This is a genomic window from Pseudomonas sp. A-RE-22, assembly GCF_019956035.1.
Lineage (GTDB): Bacteria > Pseudomonadota > Gammaproteobacteria > Pseudomonadales > Pseudomonadaceae > Aquipseudomonas > Aquipseudomonas brassicacearum.
Map to the genome: position 1 here is coordinate 231,432 of NZ_JAHBCZ010000033.1, position 18,187 is coordinate 249,618.

Consider the following 18,187-nt stretch of genomic DNA (forward strand, 5'->3'; position numbering starts at 1 on the left):
CAGAGCGTGGGAACGAGAAGTTCAGGGCTCAGCCCGGGTCGCGATAACCCGGGTGGAAGTCCTTCGGCACCGCCACGCTGACCTTGTCCCGGGTGGCGATGTCGATGCCTTCGCTGGCCACTTCGGCCAGGAAGTCGATCTGCTCCGGGGTGATGACGTACGGCGGCAGGAAATACACCACGCTGCCCAGCGGCCGCAGCAAGGCACCACGCTCCAAGGCATGCTGGAACACACTCAGGCCGCGCCGTTCCTGCCACGGATAAGCGGTTTTGCTGGCTTTGTCCTTGACCATCTCGATCGCCAGCACCATGCCGGTCTGGCGCACTTCGGCGACGTTCGGGTGGTCGGCCAGGTGCGCGGTGGCGCTCGCCATGCGTTGGGCCAGGGCCTTGTTGTTTTCGATGACGTTGTCTTCTTCGAAGATGTCCAGCGTCGCCAGGGCCGCCGCGCAGGCCAGTGGGTTGCCGGTGTAGCTGTGGGAATGCAGGAAGGCGCGCAGGGTCGGGTAGTCGTCGTAGAACGCGCTGTAGACCTCGTCGGTGGTCACGCACGCGGCCAGCGGCAGGTAACCGCCGGTCAGGGCCTTGGACAGGCAGAGGAAATCCGGCGTGATGCCGGCCTGCTCACAGGCGAACATCGTCCCGGTACGGCCAAAGCCGACGGCGATTTCGTCGTGGATCAGGTGCACGCCATAGCGGTCGCAGGCCTCGCGCAACAACTTCAGGTACACCGGATGGTACATGCGCATGCCGCCGGCGCCCTGGATCAGCGGTTCGACGATCACTGCCGCCACCGTGTCGTGGTGCTCGGCCAGGGTCTGTTCCATGGCTGCGAACATGTTGCGTGAATGTTCTTCCCAGCCCATGCCTTCGGGGCGGTGGTAGCAGTCGGGGCTCGGCACCTTGATCGTGTCCAGCAACAAGGCCTTGTAGGTTTCAGTGAACAACGGCACATCGCCCACCGACATCGCCGCGATGGTTTCGCCGTGGTAACTGTTGCTCAGGGTGACGAAGCGCTTCTTGTCCGGCCGGCCGCGATTGATCCAGTAATGGAAGCTCATCTTCATCGCCACTTCGATGCAGGACGAGCCGTTATCGGCGTAGAAGCACCGGGTCAGGCCTTCGGGCGTCATCTTCACCAGGCGCTCGGACAGCTCGATCACCGGCTGGTGACTGAAGCCGGCGAGAATCACATGCTCCAACTGATCGACCTGGTCCTTGATGCGCTGGTTGATGCGCGGGTTGGCGTGGCCGAACACGTTGACCCACCAGGAGCTGACGGCATCGAGATAGCGCTTGCCTTCGAAATCTTCCAGCCACACGCCTTCACCGCGCTTGATGGGGATCAGCGGCAGCTGTTCGTGGTCTTTCATCTGGGTGCAGGGATGCCATAGCACCGCGAGGTCGCGTTGCATCCACTGGTTATTCAGGCCCATTTACAGTCTCCTCGAGGCGGCTCGCGGCGGGCGCGGGCAAAACAATCGCGCAAGCCTATGCAATGGCGGCCCCGCGGACAACCCATTGTGTCATTCCCACTACTTTGAACGAGGCGATAGACGTCGCTGGCGGCGTTTTGATGGCTGACGTATTCTTCGCCGTTCCCTGAGCCGACTGGCTCGAAAAACCGAGAGCCGCCTGGCTCGAAAACTGAAATTTCCCACGTTTTAATCCGGAGTTCGTTGAATGTCTGCTGGTTGGCTGCGCGCCTGTGCGCTGGTGATGATAGGGCTGTTCAGCGTTTCGGCGCTGGCCAAGGACAAACAACCGACGGCCATCGTCATCGGCGGCGGCCTGGCGGGGCTCACGGCGGCCTATGAGTTGCAGAACAAAGGCTGGCTCGTGACGTTGCTGGAAGCCAAGCCGGACCTGGGCGGTCGTTCGGGCATGGCCACCAGCGAGTGGATCGGCAACGAGAAGACCCAGCCGGTGCTGAACAAGTACGTCTCCACCTTCAAGCTGAGCACCACGCCGGCGCCGGAGTTCGTGCGTACCCCCAGCTATCTGATCGACGGCACTTACTTCACCGCCGCGGACCTGGCGACCAAACAGCCGGCCACCGCCGAAGCCCTCAAGCGCTACGAAACCACCCTGGACGACCTGGCGCGCTCCATCGAAGACCCGCAGAACCCGGCGGCGACCAGCACACTGCACGCGCTGGACCAGATCACTGTGTCCAACTGGCTCGACCGTCTGCAACTGCCGGCCACGGCGCGGCAGTTGGTGAACCAGGAGATTCGCACCCGTTATGACGAACCTTCGCGTCTGTCGCTGCTGTATTTCGCCCAGCAGAATCGCGTCTATCGCGGCGTGTCCGACCGCGACCTGCGGGCCTCGCGCCTGCTCGGCGGTAGCCCGGTCCTGGCCCAGGCGTTCGTCAAGCAACTGAAAACCATCAAGACCAATTCGCCCGTGTCGGCCATCTCCCAGGACAAGGACGGGGTGACCGTCAAGGTTGGCGCCGTTGGCTATCAGGCTGACTACGTGGTGCTGGCGGTGCCGCTGCGGGCGCTGAACAAGATCCAGTTGACCCCGGCCCTGGACGCCCAGCACCAAGGCGCGATCAAGGGCACCAACTACGGCTGGCGCGACCAGATCATGCTCAAGTTCAAGACCCCGGTCTGGGACAGCAAGGCGCGCATGTCGGGTGAGATCTACAGCAATGCCGGCCTGGGCATGATGTGGATCGAACCGGCCTTGAAGGGCGGTGCCAACGTAGTCATCAACCTGTCCGGCGACAACGCCCGGGTGATGCAGGCCTTCGGCGACAAGCAGATGGTCGATCAGGTGCTGATCCGTCTGCACGCGTTTTATCCACAGGCCCGTGGCGCGTTCACCGGCTACGAAATCCGCCGCTACAGCACCGACCCGTCCATGGGCGGTGCGTACCTGGCCTTTGGCCCGGGCCAGATCAGCAAGTACTGGCGCCTGTGGGAAAAGCCATTGCAGCGCGTAGCCTTTGCCGGTGAACACACCGACACCCTGTATCCCGGCACCCTTGAAGGCGCGCTGCGCAGCGGTCAACGGGCCGCCAGCCAGGTTGAAGACCTGGCGGCGGGCAAGTCGTTCGAGCCGGCCAAGGTCGCGCCAGTTGCAACGGCGGCGGCTGCTGGTGCAGTGGCGGCGAAGAAGGGCAACTTCTTCACCAACCTGTTTGGTGGCTCGGATGACGACAAGAAGCCAGAGCCGGTCAAGGCACCGGAACCGGTAGCGCCTGCTCCAGTGCCTGCACCCGCTCCTGCGCCGGCACCGGTGGAACCACCTGCACCAGCCCCGGCGAAGGTTGAGCCAGCCAAGAAAGCAGCGGCCAAACCCGCGGCGAAAAAACCAGCCGCCAAGGCTCCGGCTAAAAAAGCGCCAGTGAAGAAAGCCACTCCGACGAAGAAACCGGCGGCCAAGCCGGCAGCGACAACACCGGCGGCGACTGAGACCAAGGCTCAGTAAGGCTCGGTGACAGAAAAAAGCGCGACGTGTCAGCCGCGCTTTTTTTTGCCTGTAGAACTGCTATCGCGAGCAAGCCCGCTCCCACAGGAATTGCGCTTGGCCAGTGTGGGAGCGAGCTTGCTCGCGATGAGGCCCTTCCTGATATAACGCCTTGTATTGGTTTTAATCTTTCCTTAACCCACCCCTTCCAGACTGATGATCGTATTTCTCGATATTTCAAAGCGAAATTTTCCGCTTTAAATCGATAGATAACTCGCTAGTCTTGATCGCAGTTTTTACAGGAAATGAGCAATGCAGCTACGCAACTCTTCTTCTCGCTATGGCTGGGTCAGTATCGCTTTGCACTGGGGCGTTGCGCTGGCGGTCTACGGGCTGTTTGCCCTGGGCCTGTGGATGGTTGGCCTGGATTACTACAGCACCTGGCGCAAAGACGCACCGGACCTGCACAAGAGCATTGGCCTGGTGCTGCTGGCGGTCATGTTGCTGCGGGTGATCTGGCGCGTTGTCAGCCCGCCGCCACCGACCCTGCCGACCTATGGCCGCCTGACCCGCGCCGGTGCCAAGCTCGGTCATAGCGCACTGTATCTCGGGTTGTTCGCGGTGATGATTGCCGGTTACCTGATTTCCACCGCAGACGGTGTCGGGATCCCGGTGTTTGGTTTGTTTGAAGTACCCGCGCTGGTGTCCGGACTGCCCGATCAGGCAGACGTCGCTGGCCAGATTCACCTCTACCTGGCGTGGGCGTTGGTAATTTTCTCCGGCCTTCATGCGTTGGCAGCATTGAAACACCACTTTATCGACCGTGACGCGACCCTCAAGCGAATGCTGGGGCGCCAAGCCTGATGTTCAACCTCGACTCCAAAGGAATAGAAAGCATGTTGAAAAAGACGCTCGCCGCCCTGGCAATCGGTTCTGCCCTGCTGTCGGCCGGTCAGGCCATGGCTGCTGACTACGTAGTCGACAAGGAAGGCCAGCACGCCTTCGTCGACTTCAAGATCAGCCACCTGGGCTATAGCTACATTACCGGTACATTCAAGGACATCGACGGCAAGTTCAGCTTTGACGCCGCCAAGCCTGAGGCCAGCAAGATCGAGTTCAACGTACGTACCGCCAGCGTGTTCACCAACCACGCCGAGCGCGACAAGCACATCGCCAGCAAGGACTTCCTGGACGTAGGCAAGTTTGCCGATGCCAAGTTCGTGTCCACCAGCGTCAAGTCCACCGGCAAGAACGCTGATGGCAAAGACACTGCAGACGTGACGGGTGACCTGACGCTGCACGGCGTGACCAAGCCAATCGTGGTCAAGGCCACGTTCCTGGGCGAAGGCAAGGATCCATGGGGCGGCTACCGTGCTGGCTTCGAGGGCACCACCAGCATCAAGCGTTCCGACTTCGGCAAGATGATGGACCTGGGGCCACAATCCGACGCAGTTGAGCTGTATATCTCGTTTGAAGGTGTCAAAGCGAAGTAACCTTCGCGCCTGACAAAAAACGCCCCTGGTCTTGCGATCAGGGGCGTTTTTTATTACCCGGATTCGGGCAACACGGAGAACCCTGTGGGAGCTAGCTAGCTAGCTAGCTAGCTAGCTAGCTAGCTAGCTAGCTCGCGATGGCGTCATGCCAGCCGACTTCGATGTTGACTGATATATCGCTATCGCGAGCAAGCTCGCTCCCACATTGGAATTGTGTTGGGCCAAAAAAAAGCCCCAGGTCGCGAGACCTGGGGCATTTTTCAAGGTTTGGAAAAACTCAGCGATTGCGTGTCAGCAATGCCGGTTTTTCGCCCCGTGGACGGCTTGGCAGTTGATCCAGCTGTTCAGGCGTCGGGAAGCGATCGGCTTTCGATTCCTTGTGCACGATCTTCGGCTGGTTGCTGCGCGGGTTCTGCACGGCGGGTTCCTGGCGAGGCTGGTCGTCACGGGCCGGACGGCGCGGGCGGGTGTCATCGCGGCGAGCCTGGCCGTCACGCGGGGCACCGTTGCGTGGGCCGCTGCGCTTGGCCGGTGGCGTACCGGTGGACGAGCCATTGCTGTTGCGCGGACCATTCTGGCGACCTTGTGGCTGGCCGCTGCGCGGCGCGCCTGCAGCTGCACCCTGTGCCGGGGCACCCGGGCGACGACCACGGCCTTGGGCCGGTTTCTGCTGTGGCACGTAGTCGACTCGGTTACCGAAGTTATCGATATCGTCGTCCAGGAACTCGTCCGGGGCACGATCGGCTGCGGCGCGTGGGGCTGGACGCTGCTGTTCACGGGCTGGCGTGCCTTCGCGAGGCTTCTGCTCGCGGGTTGGGCGTTCGCCACGGCCATTGCTGTTGCTGGCCGGTTTTTCCTTGCCCTTGTCCTTGCCTTTGTCCTTGCGTCCACCGCCACCACCGCCGCCATTCGGACCGTCGCCGCGCGGGCCACGGGCATTGCGCGGATTGCGCACGTCCGGACGTTCGCGTACTTCAGGCTTCTCGGCCTCGATGGTGCTGGCGTCGAAGCCCATCAGGTCGCCGTCGGCAATTTTCTGCTTGGTCATGCGCTCGATGCTTTTGAGCAGCTTTTCTTCGTCCGGTGCGACCAACGAGATCGCCTCGCCCGAACGACCGGCCCGGCCGGTACGGCCGATACGGTGCACGTAGTCCTCATCGACGTTTGGCAGCTCGAAGTTGACCACGTGAGGCAACTGGTCGATGTCCAGGCCACGGGCCGCGATGTCGGTGGCCACCAGGATGCGCACTTCGCCGGCCTTGAAGTCGGCGAGGGCCTTGGTGCGGGCGTTCTGGCTCTTGTTACCGTGGATTGCAACAGCCGGCAGGCCGTGCTTGTCCAGGTACTCGGCCAGGCGGTTGGCGCCGTGCTTGGTGCGCGTGAACACCAGGACCTGTTCCCAGGCACCAGCGGTAATCAGGTGCGCCAGCAGGGCACGTTTGTGGCTGGCCGGCAGGCGGAAGACGCGTTGCTCGATGCGCTCGACCGTGGTGTTCGGTGGCGTGACTTCGATTCGCTCCGGGTTATGCAGCAGCTTGCCAGCCAGGTCGGTGATGTCCTTGGAGAACGTCGCCGAAAACAGCAGGTTCTGACGCTTGGCGGGCAGGCGAGCGAGGACTTTCTTCACGTCATGGACAAAGCCCATGTCGAGCATGCGGTCGGCTTCGTCCAGCACGAGGATTTCCACGTGGGACAAATCGACGCTGCCCTGGCCGGCCAGGTCCAGCAGGCGACCGGGGCAGGCAACCAGTACATCGACGCCACGGGACATGGCCTGGACCTGGGGGTTCATACCGACACCGCCAAAAATGCAGGCGCTGACGAACTTCAGGTCGCGAGCGTAGACCTTGAAGCTCTCGTGTACCTGGGCCGCCAGTTCGCGGGTTGGGGTCAGGACCAGTACGCGCGGTTGGCGCGGGCCATGACGCTGGGATTTGTCTGGGTGACCGTTGGGGAACAACCGCTCCAGGATCGGAAGGGCGAAACCGCCGGTTTTACCAGTACCTGTCTGCGCCGCGACCATCAGGTCGCGACCTTGCAACACGGCGGGAATGGCCCGCTGTTGCACCGGGGTAGGCTGGGTATAGCCGGCGGCTTCGATGGCGCCGACTAAAGCCTCGGAGAGACCGAGGGAAGCAAAGGACATGAGTAATCCTGTTTTAGTGAGGGCCTGGCCCAATGGGATAGTCTTGCCTGGCGCGAATGACGTTCAACAAAAAGACGTCATCCCGTCCGGTCCTGCCGGGCCAAGAAGGCGGATCCGGACAAGGCTCGCGCGGGCCGTAGGCGGCGCTGTAGCGGTGTCGGGATGCCTTTTGCAAGGCCGGGCGTCCGGGCGTGAGCCTGGCGGGAAGGCCGGAGTATAACAGAGCAAACGCCGTGCGCCGCTTTCCTGCTGCTCAACGGTTTATTTCAACGTTGACCCGCCCGGGCGAGATGACCTCGGCCACTGGGCCGGCGCCGTAGCGGGCGCTCAGTTCGGCATAGGCGGGTTCGCGCTTGAAACGCTTGAGTTCGGCACTGAAGCGTTGCACCAGCAAATCCATCCCGGCGTTGCGCCGCACCGCCAGGTATTGGCTTTGACGGCTCACGACCATCGGGTTTTCGGTGATCTGGTCGCCCAATTGCATTTGTTCGAGCACATGTCGTCCCACCCTGCGGTCGGTGATGAGCAGGTCGATGCGTCCCAGCTGTAGCTTGCCGAAATTGGCTTCGTGGGTCGGCGCTGTTTCCCGGGTGAACAGGGTCGACTCACTGAAGGCCTGACTGTAGAGATAGCCGGGTGAGGTGCCGACGGTCAGGCCGCCCAGGTCATCGAGCGTGCGAAACGGATGGGGCCGGGCATTGGCGTAGAACATCACGAACTCCACGTCCGACAGCGGTTCGCTGGGGTAAAGCAGCGTGGCATCGCGTTCATCGCTGTGGAAAATGTCCAGCGCACCGTCCGCCAACCCTTGCTCCAGCATCACCAGGCAGCGCTTCCACGGCAGGAACTGCCATTCCACGTCGATGCCCAGGCGCTTGAACACGATGGCCGTGGTTTCGTAGTCCAGGCCCAGCATCTTGCCGTTCTCTTCGTAGACATACGGCGCCCAGGGTTCGGTGACAATGCGCAACTTCTCGGCCCGGGCAGTCATGCTCAGGCACAAGAGAAGAAGGGTGGTCAGCAACTGGACAATGACGGGCATGGCCTGAGGTTACGACGAGAGCTCATCAAATAGCTAGAGCGCTCTGGCCTGCGCCCTGGTGGCAACTAACGAGCCAACCACACATGCCACTAATTGCCCTTCGCCTGCATCAGGTGCTCGTAGATGGTTTCGCGGCGCTCGCCCAGTACCAGGCGAATCAGTGGATGATTGAGCCAGCGTTTGAGCTCATGGTCGTGCAATGGTTTTTTCAGCCGGTGTTCGACGTTCTCCAGGGCTTTTTCCCACCAGACCGGGGCGCAGGCTTGATCGAACTGGTTGGTGTGGCGATAGCAGCCGTAGAGGATCTCGCGCATGAATTGGCGTTTATGGCTGGGCAGTGCCAGGGTGATGAGCTTGTAGGCCAGGCGCTGGAGGCCCGGCGGCCGGGGCAGCGTTGCGGTCACTTGGCCGGTTTCATCCAAAGCCTGTTGGCAGACCGGCGCGTCACGGTGTTTGTCGAGCCAGGCTTTGGTCTTGGCGCGGAACAGTTGCTTGCGACTCCAGTAATGATGGATCAGATCCGGGCATTCGCGCACCTGCACCGAGCGATAGGCTGCCACCGAAAGGCAGAACTCTTCGAGTGTGTAGGCACCCTGCGCCAATGGATACAGTTCATCCATCAGGGCGATCGAGCGACCCAGGACTGACGCATCGGCGCAGTTGAGCCCAATGACCCCCGAGTTCAACAGGGGCATGTCGTCGTCTGCCAATTGCCGCTGGCGCAGTGTGTCGGCCAGTGTCTGGTACAACCCGGCATCCTTGTTGGCGCCATAATTCATGCCGAAGGCGTTGCACAGCAGTGTGCCAGGCTGCACACGGCGGAACAGTTCTAGGGGCGAGTAGTGGAAAAAAGTGTCGGTGTCGATCAGCAGCGCCACTTCTGCTTCTTCAAGGACTTTCTGCATCACCACATGCTTGGCGCGGAAGTGATAACCGTAGGGTTCGATCCAGGCCTGGCGGGTCTCGTTGTCCAACGGGCGCAAACGCACCGGCAGCCCTTCGTACGGCGCGGGATTGTCGGTGAATACCTGGATATCCAATGCTTCGTCCGGCGTCTTGCGCAGGCCGGCCACCGCGCTGGCGATGCTGAACAACGCTTCCTGGTGATAGGTTTCGGCCCCGTAGACCAGGTAAATGAGTTGTGGGGTCGTTAGCCTGTGACCATTAGGCATCTATTGCAATCCTCCGGATTTCCTTGCTTAAAAAAAAGCCTTGGTTTTCGCCAAGGCCTCTTTGTACCACCGCATTAAGTCATTCAGCGCGGCAGCTTGAGGTTGTTCCATACCGCGAGGCTGGGTTCGGCCTGGTTAAGGGTATAGAAATGCAGCCCCGGTGCACCACCTTGTAACAAACGCTCACACATTTGCGTGATGACTTCCTCGCCAAAGCTTTGGATGCTGGAGGAGTCGTCGCCGTAGGCTTCCAGCTGCTTGCGGATCCAGCGTGGGATTTCTGCACCGCACGCGTCGGAGAAGCGCGCCAGCTTGCTGTAGTTGGTGATCGGCATGATGCCCGGCACCACAGGAATGTCGACGCCCAACTGGCGTATGCGCTCGACGAAGTAGAAGTAACTGTCGGCGTTGAAGAAGTACTGGGTGATCGCGCTGCTGGCGCCAGCGTTGGCTTTGCGCACGAAGTTGCGCAGATCGTCTTCGAAATTGCGCGCCTGGGGGTGCATTTCCGGATACGCAGCCACTTCGATGTGGAAGTGCTCGCCAGTTTCTTCACGAATGAAACTCACCAGTTCGTTGGCGTGGCGCAGCTCGCCGCTGGCCATGCCCATGCCTGACGGCAGGTCGCCGCGCAGGGCAACGATGCGCTTGATGCCAGCGGCCTTGTATTGGGTCAGCAGGCTGCGCAGGTCGTCCTTGCTGTCACCCACGCAAGACAGGTGGGGGGCGGCGGGAACTTTGACTTCGCTTTCGAGCTGCAACACGGTGTTCATGGTGCGGTCACGGGTCGAACCGCCGGCGCCATAGGTGCAGGAGAAGAAGTCGGGGTTGTAGCTGGCCAGCTGACGGGCAGTGGCGATCAGTTTTTCATGTCCAGCATCGGTCTTCGTCGGGAAGAACTCGAAGCTGTAGCGACGGTCTTGGGACATGGTCATATCCTTGGAAGCTCGTAAGCCGGAGAGGCTCGCACATCCCTTGTGGGAGCGGGTTTATGTGGGAGCGAGCCTGCTCGCGATTGGCATCGCCTCGGTCCGATAGCTGGATCGAGGTGTCTGCATCGCGAGCAAGCTTTGCTCCCACAGGCCTGCCCCCAAAGGGAAGGGCGCCTATTAGTAGCGGTAAGCGTGCGGCTTGAACGGGCCTTCGACGGTAACGCCGATGTAGTCAGCCTGTTGCTTGGTCAGTTTGGTGACCACGCCGCCGAAACCGCGGACCATTTCCAGGGCCACTTCTTCGTCGAGTTTCTTGGGCAGTACTTCCACGGTCAGGCGCTCGGCTTTCTGGGTCGGCGACAGGTCGGCGTATTTCTGGCCGAACAGGAAGATCTGGGCCAGGACCTGGTTGGCGAACGAGCCGTCCATGATGCGGCTTGGGTGGCCGGTGGCGTTGCCCAGGTTAACCAGGCGGCCTTCAGCCAGCAGGATCAGGTAGTCATCGTTCTGTGGGTCGAAGCTGCCGGTGCCAGTGCGGTGCACCTTGTGGACCTGCGGCTTCACTTCTTCCCATGCCCAGTTCTTGCGCATGAAAGCGGTGTCGATTTCATTGTCGAAGTGACCGATGTTGCAGACCACGGCGCGCTTCTTCAGGGCCTTGAGCATGTTGGCGTCGCAGACGTTGACGTTGCCGGTGGTGGTCACGATCAGGTCGATCTTGCCCAGCAGGGCCTTGTCGATGCTGGCTTCGGTGCCGTCGTTGATCCCGTCGATGAACGGCGAAACCAGCTCGAAACCGTCCATGCAGGCCTGCATGGCGCAGATCGGATCGACTTCGGACACCTTGACGATCATGCCTTCCTGACGCAGGGACTGGGCCGAACCCTTGCCCACGTCACCGTAGCCGATCACCAGCGCCTGCTTGCCCGACAACAGGTGGTCGGTGCCGCGCTTGATGGCGTCGTTGAGGCTGTGACGGCAGCCGTACTTGTTGTCGTTCTTGCTCTTGGTTACCGAGTCGTTGACGTTGATGGCCGGGATCTTCAGTTCGCCCTTGGCCAGCATGTCCAGCAGGCGGTGCACGCCAGTGGTGGTTTCTTCGGTCACGCCGTGGACGTTTTCCAGCACGGCTGCGTACTTCTTGTGCAGCAGCTCGGTCAGGTCGCCGCCGTCGTCGAGGATCATGTTGGTGTCCCACGGCTGGCCATCCTTGAGGATGGTCTGCTCCAGGCACCACTCGTACTCTTGCTCGGTCTCGCCTTTCCAGGCGAATACCGGGATACCGGCGGCGGCGATGGCGGCAGCGGCCTGGTCCTGGGTCGAGAAGATGTTGCAGGACGACCAGCGCACTTCGGCACCCAGGGCAACCAGGGTTTCGATCAGCACGGCGGTCTGGATGGTCATGTGGATGCAGCCGAGGATCTTCGCGCCCTTCAATGGCTGTTCGCCAGAGTACTTGCGGCGCAGGCCCATCAGGGCTGGCATTTCGGATTCGGCGATGATGATTTCGCGACGGCCCCAGGCAGCCAGGGACATGTCGGCGACTTTGTAGTCGGTAAAATCGGCAGGCGTGATAACAGCGCTCATGAAGAGCCTCCATTCGTAATGTATGCGAATGGGCGCCGTTGTGCGTTTAGTGTCCGTGCGGGGAGCCCCCGTACAAACAACGCCCCATCCGAGCCTGACAGGTCGAGCCTGCTGCAGCGCCCCTCGGACAGGTGGCGGGAACGGTCCAAAGGGTGGACCGAGGTAAAGCGGTTGCGATTATAACGGGCTAATCGGATCTTCCAAAAGGGTTTCTGTCGGCAAATCGAAAATGCCGATGACCGTCATAGGGCCCGCGACGTAGAGCCTGACCGTGCGGTCTGCCATGATGCAGCAATCCAACGGCCAGACACTCAGGAGTGATCATGAATTTCCACACCCGCAAATGGGTCAAGCCCGAAGACCTCAACCCCAACGGCACACTGTTCGGCGGCAGCCTGTTGCGCTGGATCGACGAGGAGGCGGCGATCTACGCCATCGTCCAGCTCGGTAACCAGCGCGTGGTCACCAAGTACATCTCGGAAATCAATTTCGTCAGCGCTTCGCGCCAGGGCGACATCATCGAGCTGGGCATCACCGCCACCGAGTTTGGCCGTACTTCCATCACCCTGACCTGCGAGGTGCGCAACAAAATCACCCGCAAGAGCATCCTGACCGTGGAGAAGATGGTCTTTGTCAATCTCGGCGAAGACGGCCTGCCCGCGCCTCATGGGCGGACCGAGATCAAGTACGTCAAGGATCAGTTCAAGGATGCTGTCGTCGAGTGAGATCGACGGCGCTGCTATCGCGAGCAAGCTCGCTCCCACATTGATTTCGGTGTGTTCACGGGATTTGTGCTCACCGCCGTCTCCCTGTGGGAGCGAGCTTGCTCGCGATGGCGGTTTCAGGCTGAGGTAACTGAACAGCTCCGAACGCCGCGTGTCGTAGGTACATCACGCCACCGGTTCAGGAGCTGTATGGACACCCATGAAGAAGGCAAGACCCCTGACCTTTCGGCTCAGGAGCAGCATGAAGTCGACCGCAGCCAGCCACCGCGGGCAGCCGTGTTGCATGAAATCATCCGCACCCAGGGCAACCAGGAGCTGGAGCGCAGTATCGCCGCGCTCTGGTGGTCGGCCCTGGCGGCGGGATTGACCATGGGCCTGTCGCTGATGGCAATGGGATTGCTCAACTCCCGGCTGCCGGACCACGAAGGCTTCAAGGTGATCGCCAGTTTCGGTTACTGTGCCGGCTTTCTCGCGGTGATCCTGGGCCGCCAGCAACTGTTCACCGAAAACACCCTGACCGCCGTGTTGCCGATCATGAGCAAGCCCACGCTGGGCAATTTCGGCCGGCTGTTGCGGCTTTGGGGCGTGGTGCTGGTGGGCAACCTGTGCGGCACCTTGCTGGTGGCGTACGTGATGTTGCACTTGCCGATCTTCGATCAGCGCACTGACCAGGCTTTCCTGGAGATCGGCCGCAAGGTCATGGAAAACGACACCGGCCAGATGTTCGCCAAGGGCATCATCTCCGGCTGGATGATCGCCACCATGGTCTGGATGATCCCGTCCATGGAAAGCGCCAAGATGTGGATCATCATCCTGATCACCTACCTCATGGCGCTCGGGGATTTCACTCACATCGTCGTCGGCTCGGCCGAAGTGTCGTACCTGGTGTTCGCCGGCCAGTTGTCATGGGAGGATTTCTGGATGGTGTTTGCCGGGCCGACGTTGGCGGGGAATATCATCGGCGGCAGTTTCATCTTTGCGCTGATCAGCCACGCACAGGTGCGCAGCGAGACCAATACGCCCCTCAGTCGGCAAGGCCTGCCGCAGCGCCGAGATGACGCTGGCGATAAATAAAATACAGCGCGGCCAGTACGGTTAGCCCGCCCACCAGGGCCCCGGTCCACGGCAAATCCGCCAAGTCGGCACCACTGGCGACGACCAACCCACCAATCCATGCTCCGGCCGCGTTGCCGAGGTTGAAGGCGCTCTGGTTCAGGGTCGAGCCGAGGTTCGGCGCCTCAAAGGCCTGGTCGATGATCAGCAGTTGCAGGATCGGGCACAGGGCGAAGGCGAAGATCCCCCACAGCACCAGGGTGATCGCCGCCGGAATCACCGATTGGCTGGTCTGGCTGAACGCGGCCAACACCAGCACCACGGCCAGGGCCATGGCCACCAGCGAAGGTAGCAGGCGCCGGTCCGCCAAGCGCCCGCCGAGGAAACTGCCCGCTGTCAGGCCGACACCGAACAACAGCAACATGATGGTGATGCCGTGGGGGCTGACCCCGGTGATGTCCTGCAGGATCGGCGCGATGTAGGTGAACACGCTGAACAAACTGGTGGAGGCCAGCACGCTCATGCCCAGGGCGAGCAACACGTTGATCTTGCCCAGCACCTTGAACTCGCTGGCCAGGTTGGCTTTGTCCATGGGGATTTCCTTGGGCAGCCAGGCCCATTGGGCGATGGCGGCGATCACGCCGATCACCGATACCGCCCAGAACGTCGAGCGCCAACCGGCGTATTGTCCCAACGCCGTGCCCAACGGTACGCCCAGCACGTTAGCCAGGGTCAGGCCGGTGAACATCATGGCAATCGCCTGGGCCCGTTTGTTCGGCGCCACCAACCCGGCCGCCACCACCGAGCCGATGCCAAAGAACGCTCCGTGGCACAGCGCAGTAATGACTCGGGCGGCCATCAGCGTGGCATAGTTCGGCGCCAGGGCGCAGAGCACATTGCCGAGAATGAACATCAGGGTCATGCCCAGCAGCGTGGCCTTGCGCGGCATGTTGGCGGTGCCAATCGCCAGGATCGGCGCGCCGAACACCACGCCCAGGGCGTAGCCAGTAATCAGTAGCCCGGCCTGGGGAATGCTCACGGCCAGGTCCCGGGCGACATCGGGCAACAGGCCCATGATGACGAATTCAGTCGTGCCGATGCCGAAAGCGGCGACGGCCAAAGCAAGCAAGGCGAGTGGCATGCGCAAGGTCTCTGTCTGTAGTCTTGACGCTCTGATCAGGCATACGCATGCCGGCGCCCCCATTCGAATGAGCGGGGCAACAGCGAGATTATTGGAATATGTGTATGCGCAACTGAGTGCGGCGTGGTCGGCTTGCAGTATAAACGATAGCGAATCAATTCATGAGCCTTACTGAGCGTAGGAGCTGCCGAGTGCAACGAGGCTGCGATCTTTCCGCCGACAATTGAGTCTGGAGTGAAAGATCAAAAGATCGCAGCCTTCGGCAGCTCCTACGGGCGGGGGATAAGACAAGGAGCGTGCCGTGCTTGCAACGGCCTTGGTGTTGGTCGCGGCGCTGTTGCATGCGGCGTGGAATACGCTGATCAAGTTCAGTGGCGAGCGTTTGCTGGTGGTGGCGTGCATGGACAGCGTCGCCTTGCTGTTCGTCGCGTTGGCACTGGGTTTCGTGGCCTTGCCGCCGTTGGAGATCTGGCCGTGGATCCTGGCGTCGGCGGCGTTCGAGCTGCTCTACCGCTATTTGCTGATCCAGGCTTATCGGGTCGGTGACCTGGGGCTGGTCTATCCGCTGATGCGCGGCCTGTCGCCGCTGGTGGTGCTGGCCCTGACATTTATGTTCGCTGGTGAAACCCTGGCGACCCAGCAGGTCATCGGCATTTTGCTGATCCCGTTCGGCATGCTTTGCCTGTTGTGGCAGGGCGGTGGTGGCGAGCGGCTGCCCTGGTCGATGCTGCCGGTGGTGGCGCTGATCGGCCTGTGCATCGGTTGCTACACCTTTATCGACGGTCACGCTTTGCGGCGCTGGTCCCATCCGCTGGATTACCTGGTCTGGGTCACGCTGCTCAGTGCCTGGCCGTTCCCGTTGCTGGCGCTGGTGAGCAAGCGGCCGGCCTTCATGCGCTTCTGGCGTGAGCAGTGGCGGTTGGGGTTGGCAGTCGGATTCTGCGTATTGTTCAGCTACGCTCTGGTGCTGTGGGCCATGCAACTGGGCTCGATCGCCGAAGCGGCGGCGCTGCGGGAGATCAGCGTGATCCTGGTGGTGCTGTTCGGCATGCGTTACTTGAAAGAACCTTTCGGCTTGCCGCGGCTCTTAGCCTGCGGGCTGGTGTTGGTTGGCATGCTGGTGATGAAGTCCTGACCGGCGCTGGACTTGCGATATTCTATAAAACTCAAAGAAGGAACTGCGTCAATGACGGTTGCCCTGTGGTGTATTTTGATTGCCTTTCTCCTGCCTTACCTGTGCGTCGCCATTGCCAAGATCGGTGGACGATACAGGCTGGCAGATAACCACGACCCTCGGGACTTTCTGGACTCACTCGAAGGTGCGCCTCGGCGGGCATACGCCGCGCAACTGAACAGCTTTGAAATCAGCCCGTTTTTTGCCGCCGCCGTGATCGTCGCGCACCTGGCCGGCAATGCCGAGCTGGTGACCATCAATGTGCTGGCAGTGCTGTTCATCACCAGTCGCCTGCTCTACATCATTTGCTACCTGGCTGACTGGGCGATTCTACGTTCGCTGATGTGGTTCGTGGGGGTGGGGTTGGTCTTGAGTTTCTTCTTCGTTTCGGTCTGAGCCTGGTTTCGGATTTTTGGCGTTTTGGCTGGCCTCTTCGCGAGCAAGCTCGCTCCGACAGTTGATCTCGGTGAATACATATTTTGTGTACACAACCGATCCAATGTGGGAGCGAGCTTGCTCGCGATCGGGGCCCTAGGGATTGGCGGTCACCGCATTCGCCACCTGCGGCACTTGCGGCAACGCCATGCCCTTGGGCCAGAGCATCCAGATCTGGCCCTGTTGCTTCATGTCCCCGGCCAGTTGTCCGGCCGCCTCGCCCGTGCCCCAGAACAGGTCCGCCCGCACTTCGCCGGCAATTGCACCGCCAGTGTCCTGGGCGGCGACGGGCCGGTTCAAGGTGCTGCCGTCGGGGCGCGTGGTGGATAGCCACAGCAGGCTGCCCAGCGGAATCACCTTGCGGTCCACCGCCACGCTGTAGCCGGCTGTCAGCGGTACATTCAGCGAGCCTCGCGGGCCTTCGTTGCTGTCGGGGTTACGGTTGAAGAACACGTAGCTGGGGTTGCTGCCCAGCAATTCGGGAATACGGTTCGGGTTGGCCTTGGCCCAGGCACTGATGGCGCCCATGGTCACGTCTTCTTTCTTCAGCTCGCCCTGTTCAACCAGCCAGCGCCCGATGGGGCGGTAAGGATGGCCGTTCTGGTCGGCATAACCGATGCGCAGTTGGCGGCCATCGGCGAGTCGAATGCGTCCCGAACCCTGGATTTGCAGGAATTGCAGGTTCATGGGGTCGGTCAGCCAGGCGATGACCGGCGCCTTTACTCCGTTGGTTTCGATGGTGGCCGCGTCGTCGTATGGCTTGAGCACGCGGCCTTCGAGGCGGCCACGCAGGCGTTTGCCCTTGAGTTCAGGGTAAATGCTGTCCAGCGACACAATGATCATGTCCTCCGGCACACCGTAGACCGGGATATTCGCCGTAGCGGTCTGGGTGAGGCTGCCGGGGTAGACCGGCTCGTAGTAGCCGGTAATCAGGCCGTTGGGGCTGTTGTCTCCCGAGCGCAGGCCATAGACGTCCAGGTTCTGTTTCAGGAAATTGCGTACATCCTGTGCGGTTTGCGGCACATTGGCCGCTGCCGCGCAGGTCGGGCCCCAGGTCGCATCGGCCTTGAGCCGGGTGCAGGCACTGCGCCAGGAGCCGAAACCGGCCAGCAGGTCTGCATCGGACACCGACGGCAACGCCTCCCACGGTGCGCTGACATAGGTGGCGAGGGCGTGGGTCTGAGGTTCTTCGACCTTTTCGCCGCGATTACAACCGGCCAACAGTGCGATCAGCGGTAGGGTCAATGCCAGGCCTTTGTGCCAGGTCTTGATGCGGCTGTTCATGAAGATTTCCTTTGCAGTCATTCGGAACGCTGTCAGGCGCTCGAACAACCCGTATTGTTGATAGGGCCATTGGTCTTTACCGATGACCCGAGGATACTAACTGCCGTTTCCTGCCCCGAGGCCAAGATGTTTGTAAAACGATTTTCCATGGCCGTACTGGCCTGCCTGATGTTATCCGCCTGTGGCGGCGTCGATCCCAATTCTCCCCTTGGCCAGCGCAAGGCGATCTTCAAGCAGATGCTCAAGACCAACGAAGAGTTGGGCGGCATGTTGCGTGGGCGAGTCCCGTTCGATGGCCCACGATTTGCCGAAGGCGCGGCGCAACTGGATCAACTCTCCCATGAGCCGTGGAAACACTTTCCGCAAGTGCGCGAGCAAGACCACACCAGCGCCCGGGATGAGGTCTGGCAAAAGCAGGCGCGTTTTCAGGAAATGGCCCGCAACCTTGAAGCCGCCACTGGTGAGTTGGTGATCGCCAGCAACGTCCAACCCTACAAGGCCAGTTACTTGGGGCCGGCGGTGCAAAAGGTCGAGGATGCGTGCAGTGCCTGTCATAAGGAGTTTCGGGATCATTGACATGTCTT

At 61.2% G+C, this 18,187-nt stretch carries 15 protein-coding genes, 1 pseudogene and 1 riboswitch; of the genes and pseudogenes, 8 read left to right on the plus strand and 8 right to left on the minus strand.

Annotated features, from left to right (window positions below):
• Positions 1 to 28: 28 nt before the first annotated feature.
• On the minus strand, positions 29 to 1,435 hold the full coding sequence (locus KGA89_RS17720) for an adenosylmethionine--8-amino-7-oxononanoate transaminase (protein WP_003206433.1): 1,407 nt from the start codon (positions 1,433 to 1,435) through the stop codon (positions 29 to 31).
• Between the two features lie 247 nt (positions 1,436 to 1,682).
• Between KGA89_RS17720 and KGA89_RS17725 the strand changes: the two genes are divergently transcribed.
• From KGA89_RS17725 to KGA89_RS17735, 3 genes are all read left to right on the plus strand, one after another.
• Positions 1,683 to 3,440, plus strand: a complete 1,758-nt coding sequence (locus KGA89_RS17725; protein ID WP_223472149.1) for a flavin monoamine oxidase family protein — start codon at positions 1,683 to 1,685, stop codon at positions 3,438 to 3,440.
• 291 nt (positions 3,441 to 3,731) lie between these two features.
• Positions 3,732 to 4,283, plus strand: coding sequence for a cytochrome b (locus KGA89_RS17730; protein WP_214509960.1), 552 nt, complete (start codon positions 3,732 to 3,734; stop codon positions 4,281 to 4,283).
• Between the two features lie 32 nt (positions 4,284 to 4,315).
• Positions 4,316 to 4,912 carry a YceI family protein gene (locus KGA89_RS17735; protein ID WP_003206427.1) on the plus strand — a complete coding sequence of 199 codons (597 nt, stop codon included), beginning with the start codon at positions 4,316 to 4,318 and terminating at the stop codon, positions 4,910 to 4,912.
• A 277-nt stretch (positions 4,913 to 5,189) separates the two neighbouring features.
• Here KGA89_RS17735 and KGA89_RS17740 read toward each other — a convergent pair whose 3' ends face one another.
• From KGA89_RS17740 to ahcY, 5 genes and pseudogenes are all read right to left on the minus strand, one after another.
• Positions 5,190 to 7,058 (minus strand): DEAD/DEAH box helicase, encoded by a 1,869-nt coding sequence (locus tag KGA89_RS17740; protein WP_223472150.1) that lies wholly within the window; start codon positions 7,056 to 7,058, stop codon positions 5,190 to 5,192.
• Positions 7,059 to 7,289: 231 nt separating this feature from the next.
• A pseudogene (locus KGA89_RS17745) lies at positions 7,290 to 8,100 on the minus strand (substrate-binding periplasmic protein); the annotation flags it as partial.
• An 89-nt stretch (positions 8,101 to 8,189) separates the two neighbouring features.
• Entirely contained in the window at positions 8,190 to 9,272 is a 1,083-nt protein-coding gene (locus KGA89_RS17750; protein WP_223472151.1) for a hypothetical protein, read from the minus strand.
• An 83-nt stretch (positions 9,273 to 9,355) separates the two neighbouring features.
• Complete coding sequence (gene metF / locus KGA89_RS17755) at positions 9,356 to 10,201, minus strand: methylenetetrahydrofolate reductase [NAD(P)H] (RefSeq protein ID WP_223472152.1); 846 nt, start codon at positions 10,199 to 10,201, stop codon at positions 9,356 to 9,358.
• 180 nt (positions 10,202 to 10,381) lie between these two features.
• Entirely contained in the window at positions 10,382 to 11,791 is a 1,410-nt protein-coding gene (ahcY, locus tag KGA89_RS17760; RefSeq protein WP_223472153.1) for an adenosylhomocysteinase, read from the minus strand.
• A 23-nt stretch (positions 11,792 to 11,814) separates the two neighbouring features.
• Positions 11,815 to 11,922: riboswitch (S-adenosyl-L-homocysteine riboswitch) on the minus strand.
• 192 nt (positions 11,923 to 12,114) lie between these two features.
• Here ahcY and KGA89_RS17765 point away from each other — a divergent pair.
• Together KGA89_RS17765 and KGA89_RS17770 are read left to right on the plus strand one after the other, a co-directional pair.
• Entirely contained in the window at positions 12,115 to 12,516 is a 402-nt protein-coding gene (locus KGA89_RS17765) for an acyl-CoA thioesterase (RefSeq protein WP_003206420.1), read from the plus strand.
• 189 nt (positions 12,517 to 12,705) lie between these two features.
• The gene (locus KGA89_RS17770) at positions 12,706 to 13,590 is read left to right on the plus strand and encodes a formate/nitrite transporter family protein (protein ID WP_223472154.1); all 885 of its coding nucleotides are present in this window, start codon (positions 12,706 to 12,708) and stop codon (positions 13,588 to 13,590) included.
• Here the strand turns inward: KGA89_RS17770 and KGA89_RS17775 are convergent.
• Positions 13,541 to 14,710: an MFS transporter gene (locus KGA89_RS17775; protein WP_223472155.1), complete on the minus strand. Its 1,170-nt coding sequence runs from the start codon at positions 14,708 to 14,710 to the stop codon at positions 13,541 to 13,543. The genes KGA89_RS17770 and KGA89_RS17775 overlap by 50 nt on opposite strands.
• Positions 14,711 to 15,011: 301 nt before the next feature.
• Between KGA89_RS17775 and KGA89_RS17780 the strand changes: the two genes are divergently transcribed.
• Both KGA89_RS17780 and KGA89_RS17785 read left to right on the plus strand, forming a co-directional pair.
• Complete coding sequence (locus tag KGA89_RS17780) at positions 15,012 to 15,845, plus strand: EamA family transporter (RefSeq protein WP_223472156.1); 834 nt, start codon at positions 15,012 to 15,014, stop codon at positions 15,843 to 15,845.
• Positions 15,846 to 15,896: 51 nt separating this feature from the next.
• Positions 15,897 to 16,280 carry an MAPEG family protein gene (locus KGA89_RS17785; RefSeq protein WP_013694446.1) on the plus strand — a complete coding sequence of 128 codons (384 nt, stop codon included), beginning with the start codon at positions 15,897 to 15,899 and terminating at the stop codon, positions 16,278 to 16,280.
• Between the two features lie 135 nt (positions 16,281 to 16,415).
• On the opposite strand, the gene KGA89_RS17790 is transcribed toward KGA89_RS17785, so the two are convergent.
• The gene (locus tag KGA89_RS17790) at positions 16,416 to 17,603 is read right to left on the minus strand and encodes a murein transglycosylase A (RefSeq protein ID WP_053163537.1); all 1,188 of its coding nucleotides are present in this window, start codon (positions 17,601 to 17,603) and stop codon (positions 16,416 to 16,418) included.
• A 126-nt stretch (positions 17,604 to 17,729) separates the two neighbouring features.
• Here KGA89_RS17790 and KGA89_RS17795 point away from each other — a divergent pair, with 126 nt between their 5' ends.
• The gene (locus tag KGA89_RS17795; RefSeq protein ID WP_223472157.1) at positions 17,730 to 18,179 is read left to right on the plus strand and encodes a c-type cytochrome; all 450 of its coding nucleotides are present in this window, start codon (positions 17,730 to 17,732) and stop codon (positions 18,177 to 18,179) included.
• Positions 18,180 to 18,187 lie beyond the last annotated feature (8 nt).

What these genes read in the sequence shown, in the direction of transcription:
- KGA89_RS17775 (WP_223472155.1), bottom strand. Translation starts at nt 14,710, where the DNA reads ATGCCACTCGCCTTGCTTGCTTTGGCCGTCGCCGCTTTCGGCATCGGC.
- KGA89_RS17795 (WP_223472157.1), top strand. Translation starts at nt 17,730, where the DNA reads ATGTTTGTAAAACGATTTTCCATGGCCGTACTGGCCTGCCTGATGTTA.
- KGA89_RS17720 (WP_003206433.1), bottom strand. Translation starts at nt 1,435, where the DNA reads ATGGGCCTGAATAACCAGTGGATGCAACGCGACCTCGCGGTGCTATGG.
- KGA89_RS17770 (WP_223472154.1), top strand. Translation starts at nt 12,706, where the DNA reads ATGGACACCCATGAAGAAGGCAAGACCCCTGACCTTTCGGCTCAGGAG.
- KGA89_RS17735 (WP_003206427.1), top strand. Translation starts at nt 4,316, where the DNA reads ATGTTGAAAAAGACGCTCGCCGCCCTGGCAATCGGTTCTGCCCTGCTG.
- KGA89_RS17725 (WP_223472149.1), top strand. Translation starts at nt 1,683, where the DNA reads ATGTCTGCTGGTTGGCTGCGCGCCTGTGCGCTGGTGATGATAGGGCTG.
- KGA89_RS17765 (WP_003206420.1), top strand. Translation starts at nt 12,115, where the DNA reads ATGAATTTCCACACCCGCAAATGGGTCAAGCCCGAAGACCTCAACCCC.
- KGA89_RS17750 (WP_223472151.1), bottom strand. Translation starts at nt 9,272, where the DNA reads ATGCCTAATGGTCACAGGCTAACGACCCCACAACTCATTTACCTGGTC.
- metF (WP_223472152.1), bottom strand. Translation starts at nt 10,201, where the DNA reads ATGTCCCAAGACCGTCGCTACAGCTTCGAGTTCTTCCCGACGAAGACC.
- KGA89_RS17740 (WP_223472150.1), bottom strand. Translation starts at nt 7,058, where the DNA reads ATGTCCTTTGCTTCCCTCGGTCTCTCCGAGGCTTTAGTCGGCGCCATC.
- ahcY (WP_223472153.1), bottom strand. Translation starts at nt 11,791, where the DNA reads ATGAGCGCTGTTATCACGCCTGCCGATTTTACCGACTACAAAGTCGCC.
- KGA89_RS17730 (WP_214509960.1), top strand. Translation starts at nt 3,732, where the DNA reads ATGCAGCTACGCAACTCTTCTTCTCGCTATGGCTGGGTCAGTATCGCT.
- KGA89_RS17785 (WP_013694446.1), top strand. Translation starts at nt 15,897, where the DNA reads ATGACGGTTGCCCTGTGGTGTATTTTGATTGCCTTTCTCCTGCCTTAC.
- KGA89_RS17790 (WP_053163537.1), bottom strand. Translation starts at nt 17,603, where the DNA reads ATGAACAGCCGCATCAAGACCTGGCACAAAGGCCTGGCATTGACCCTA.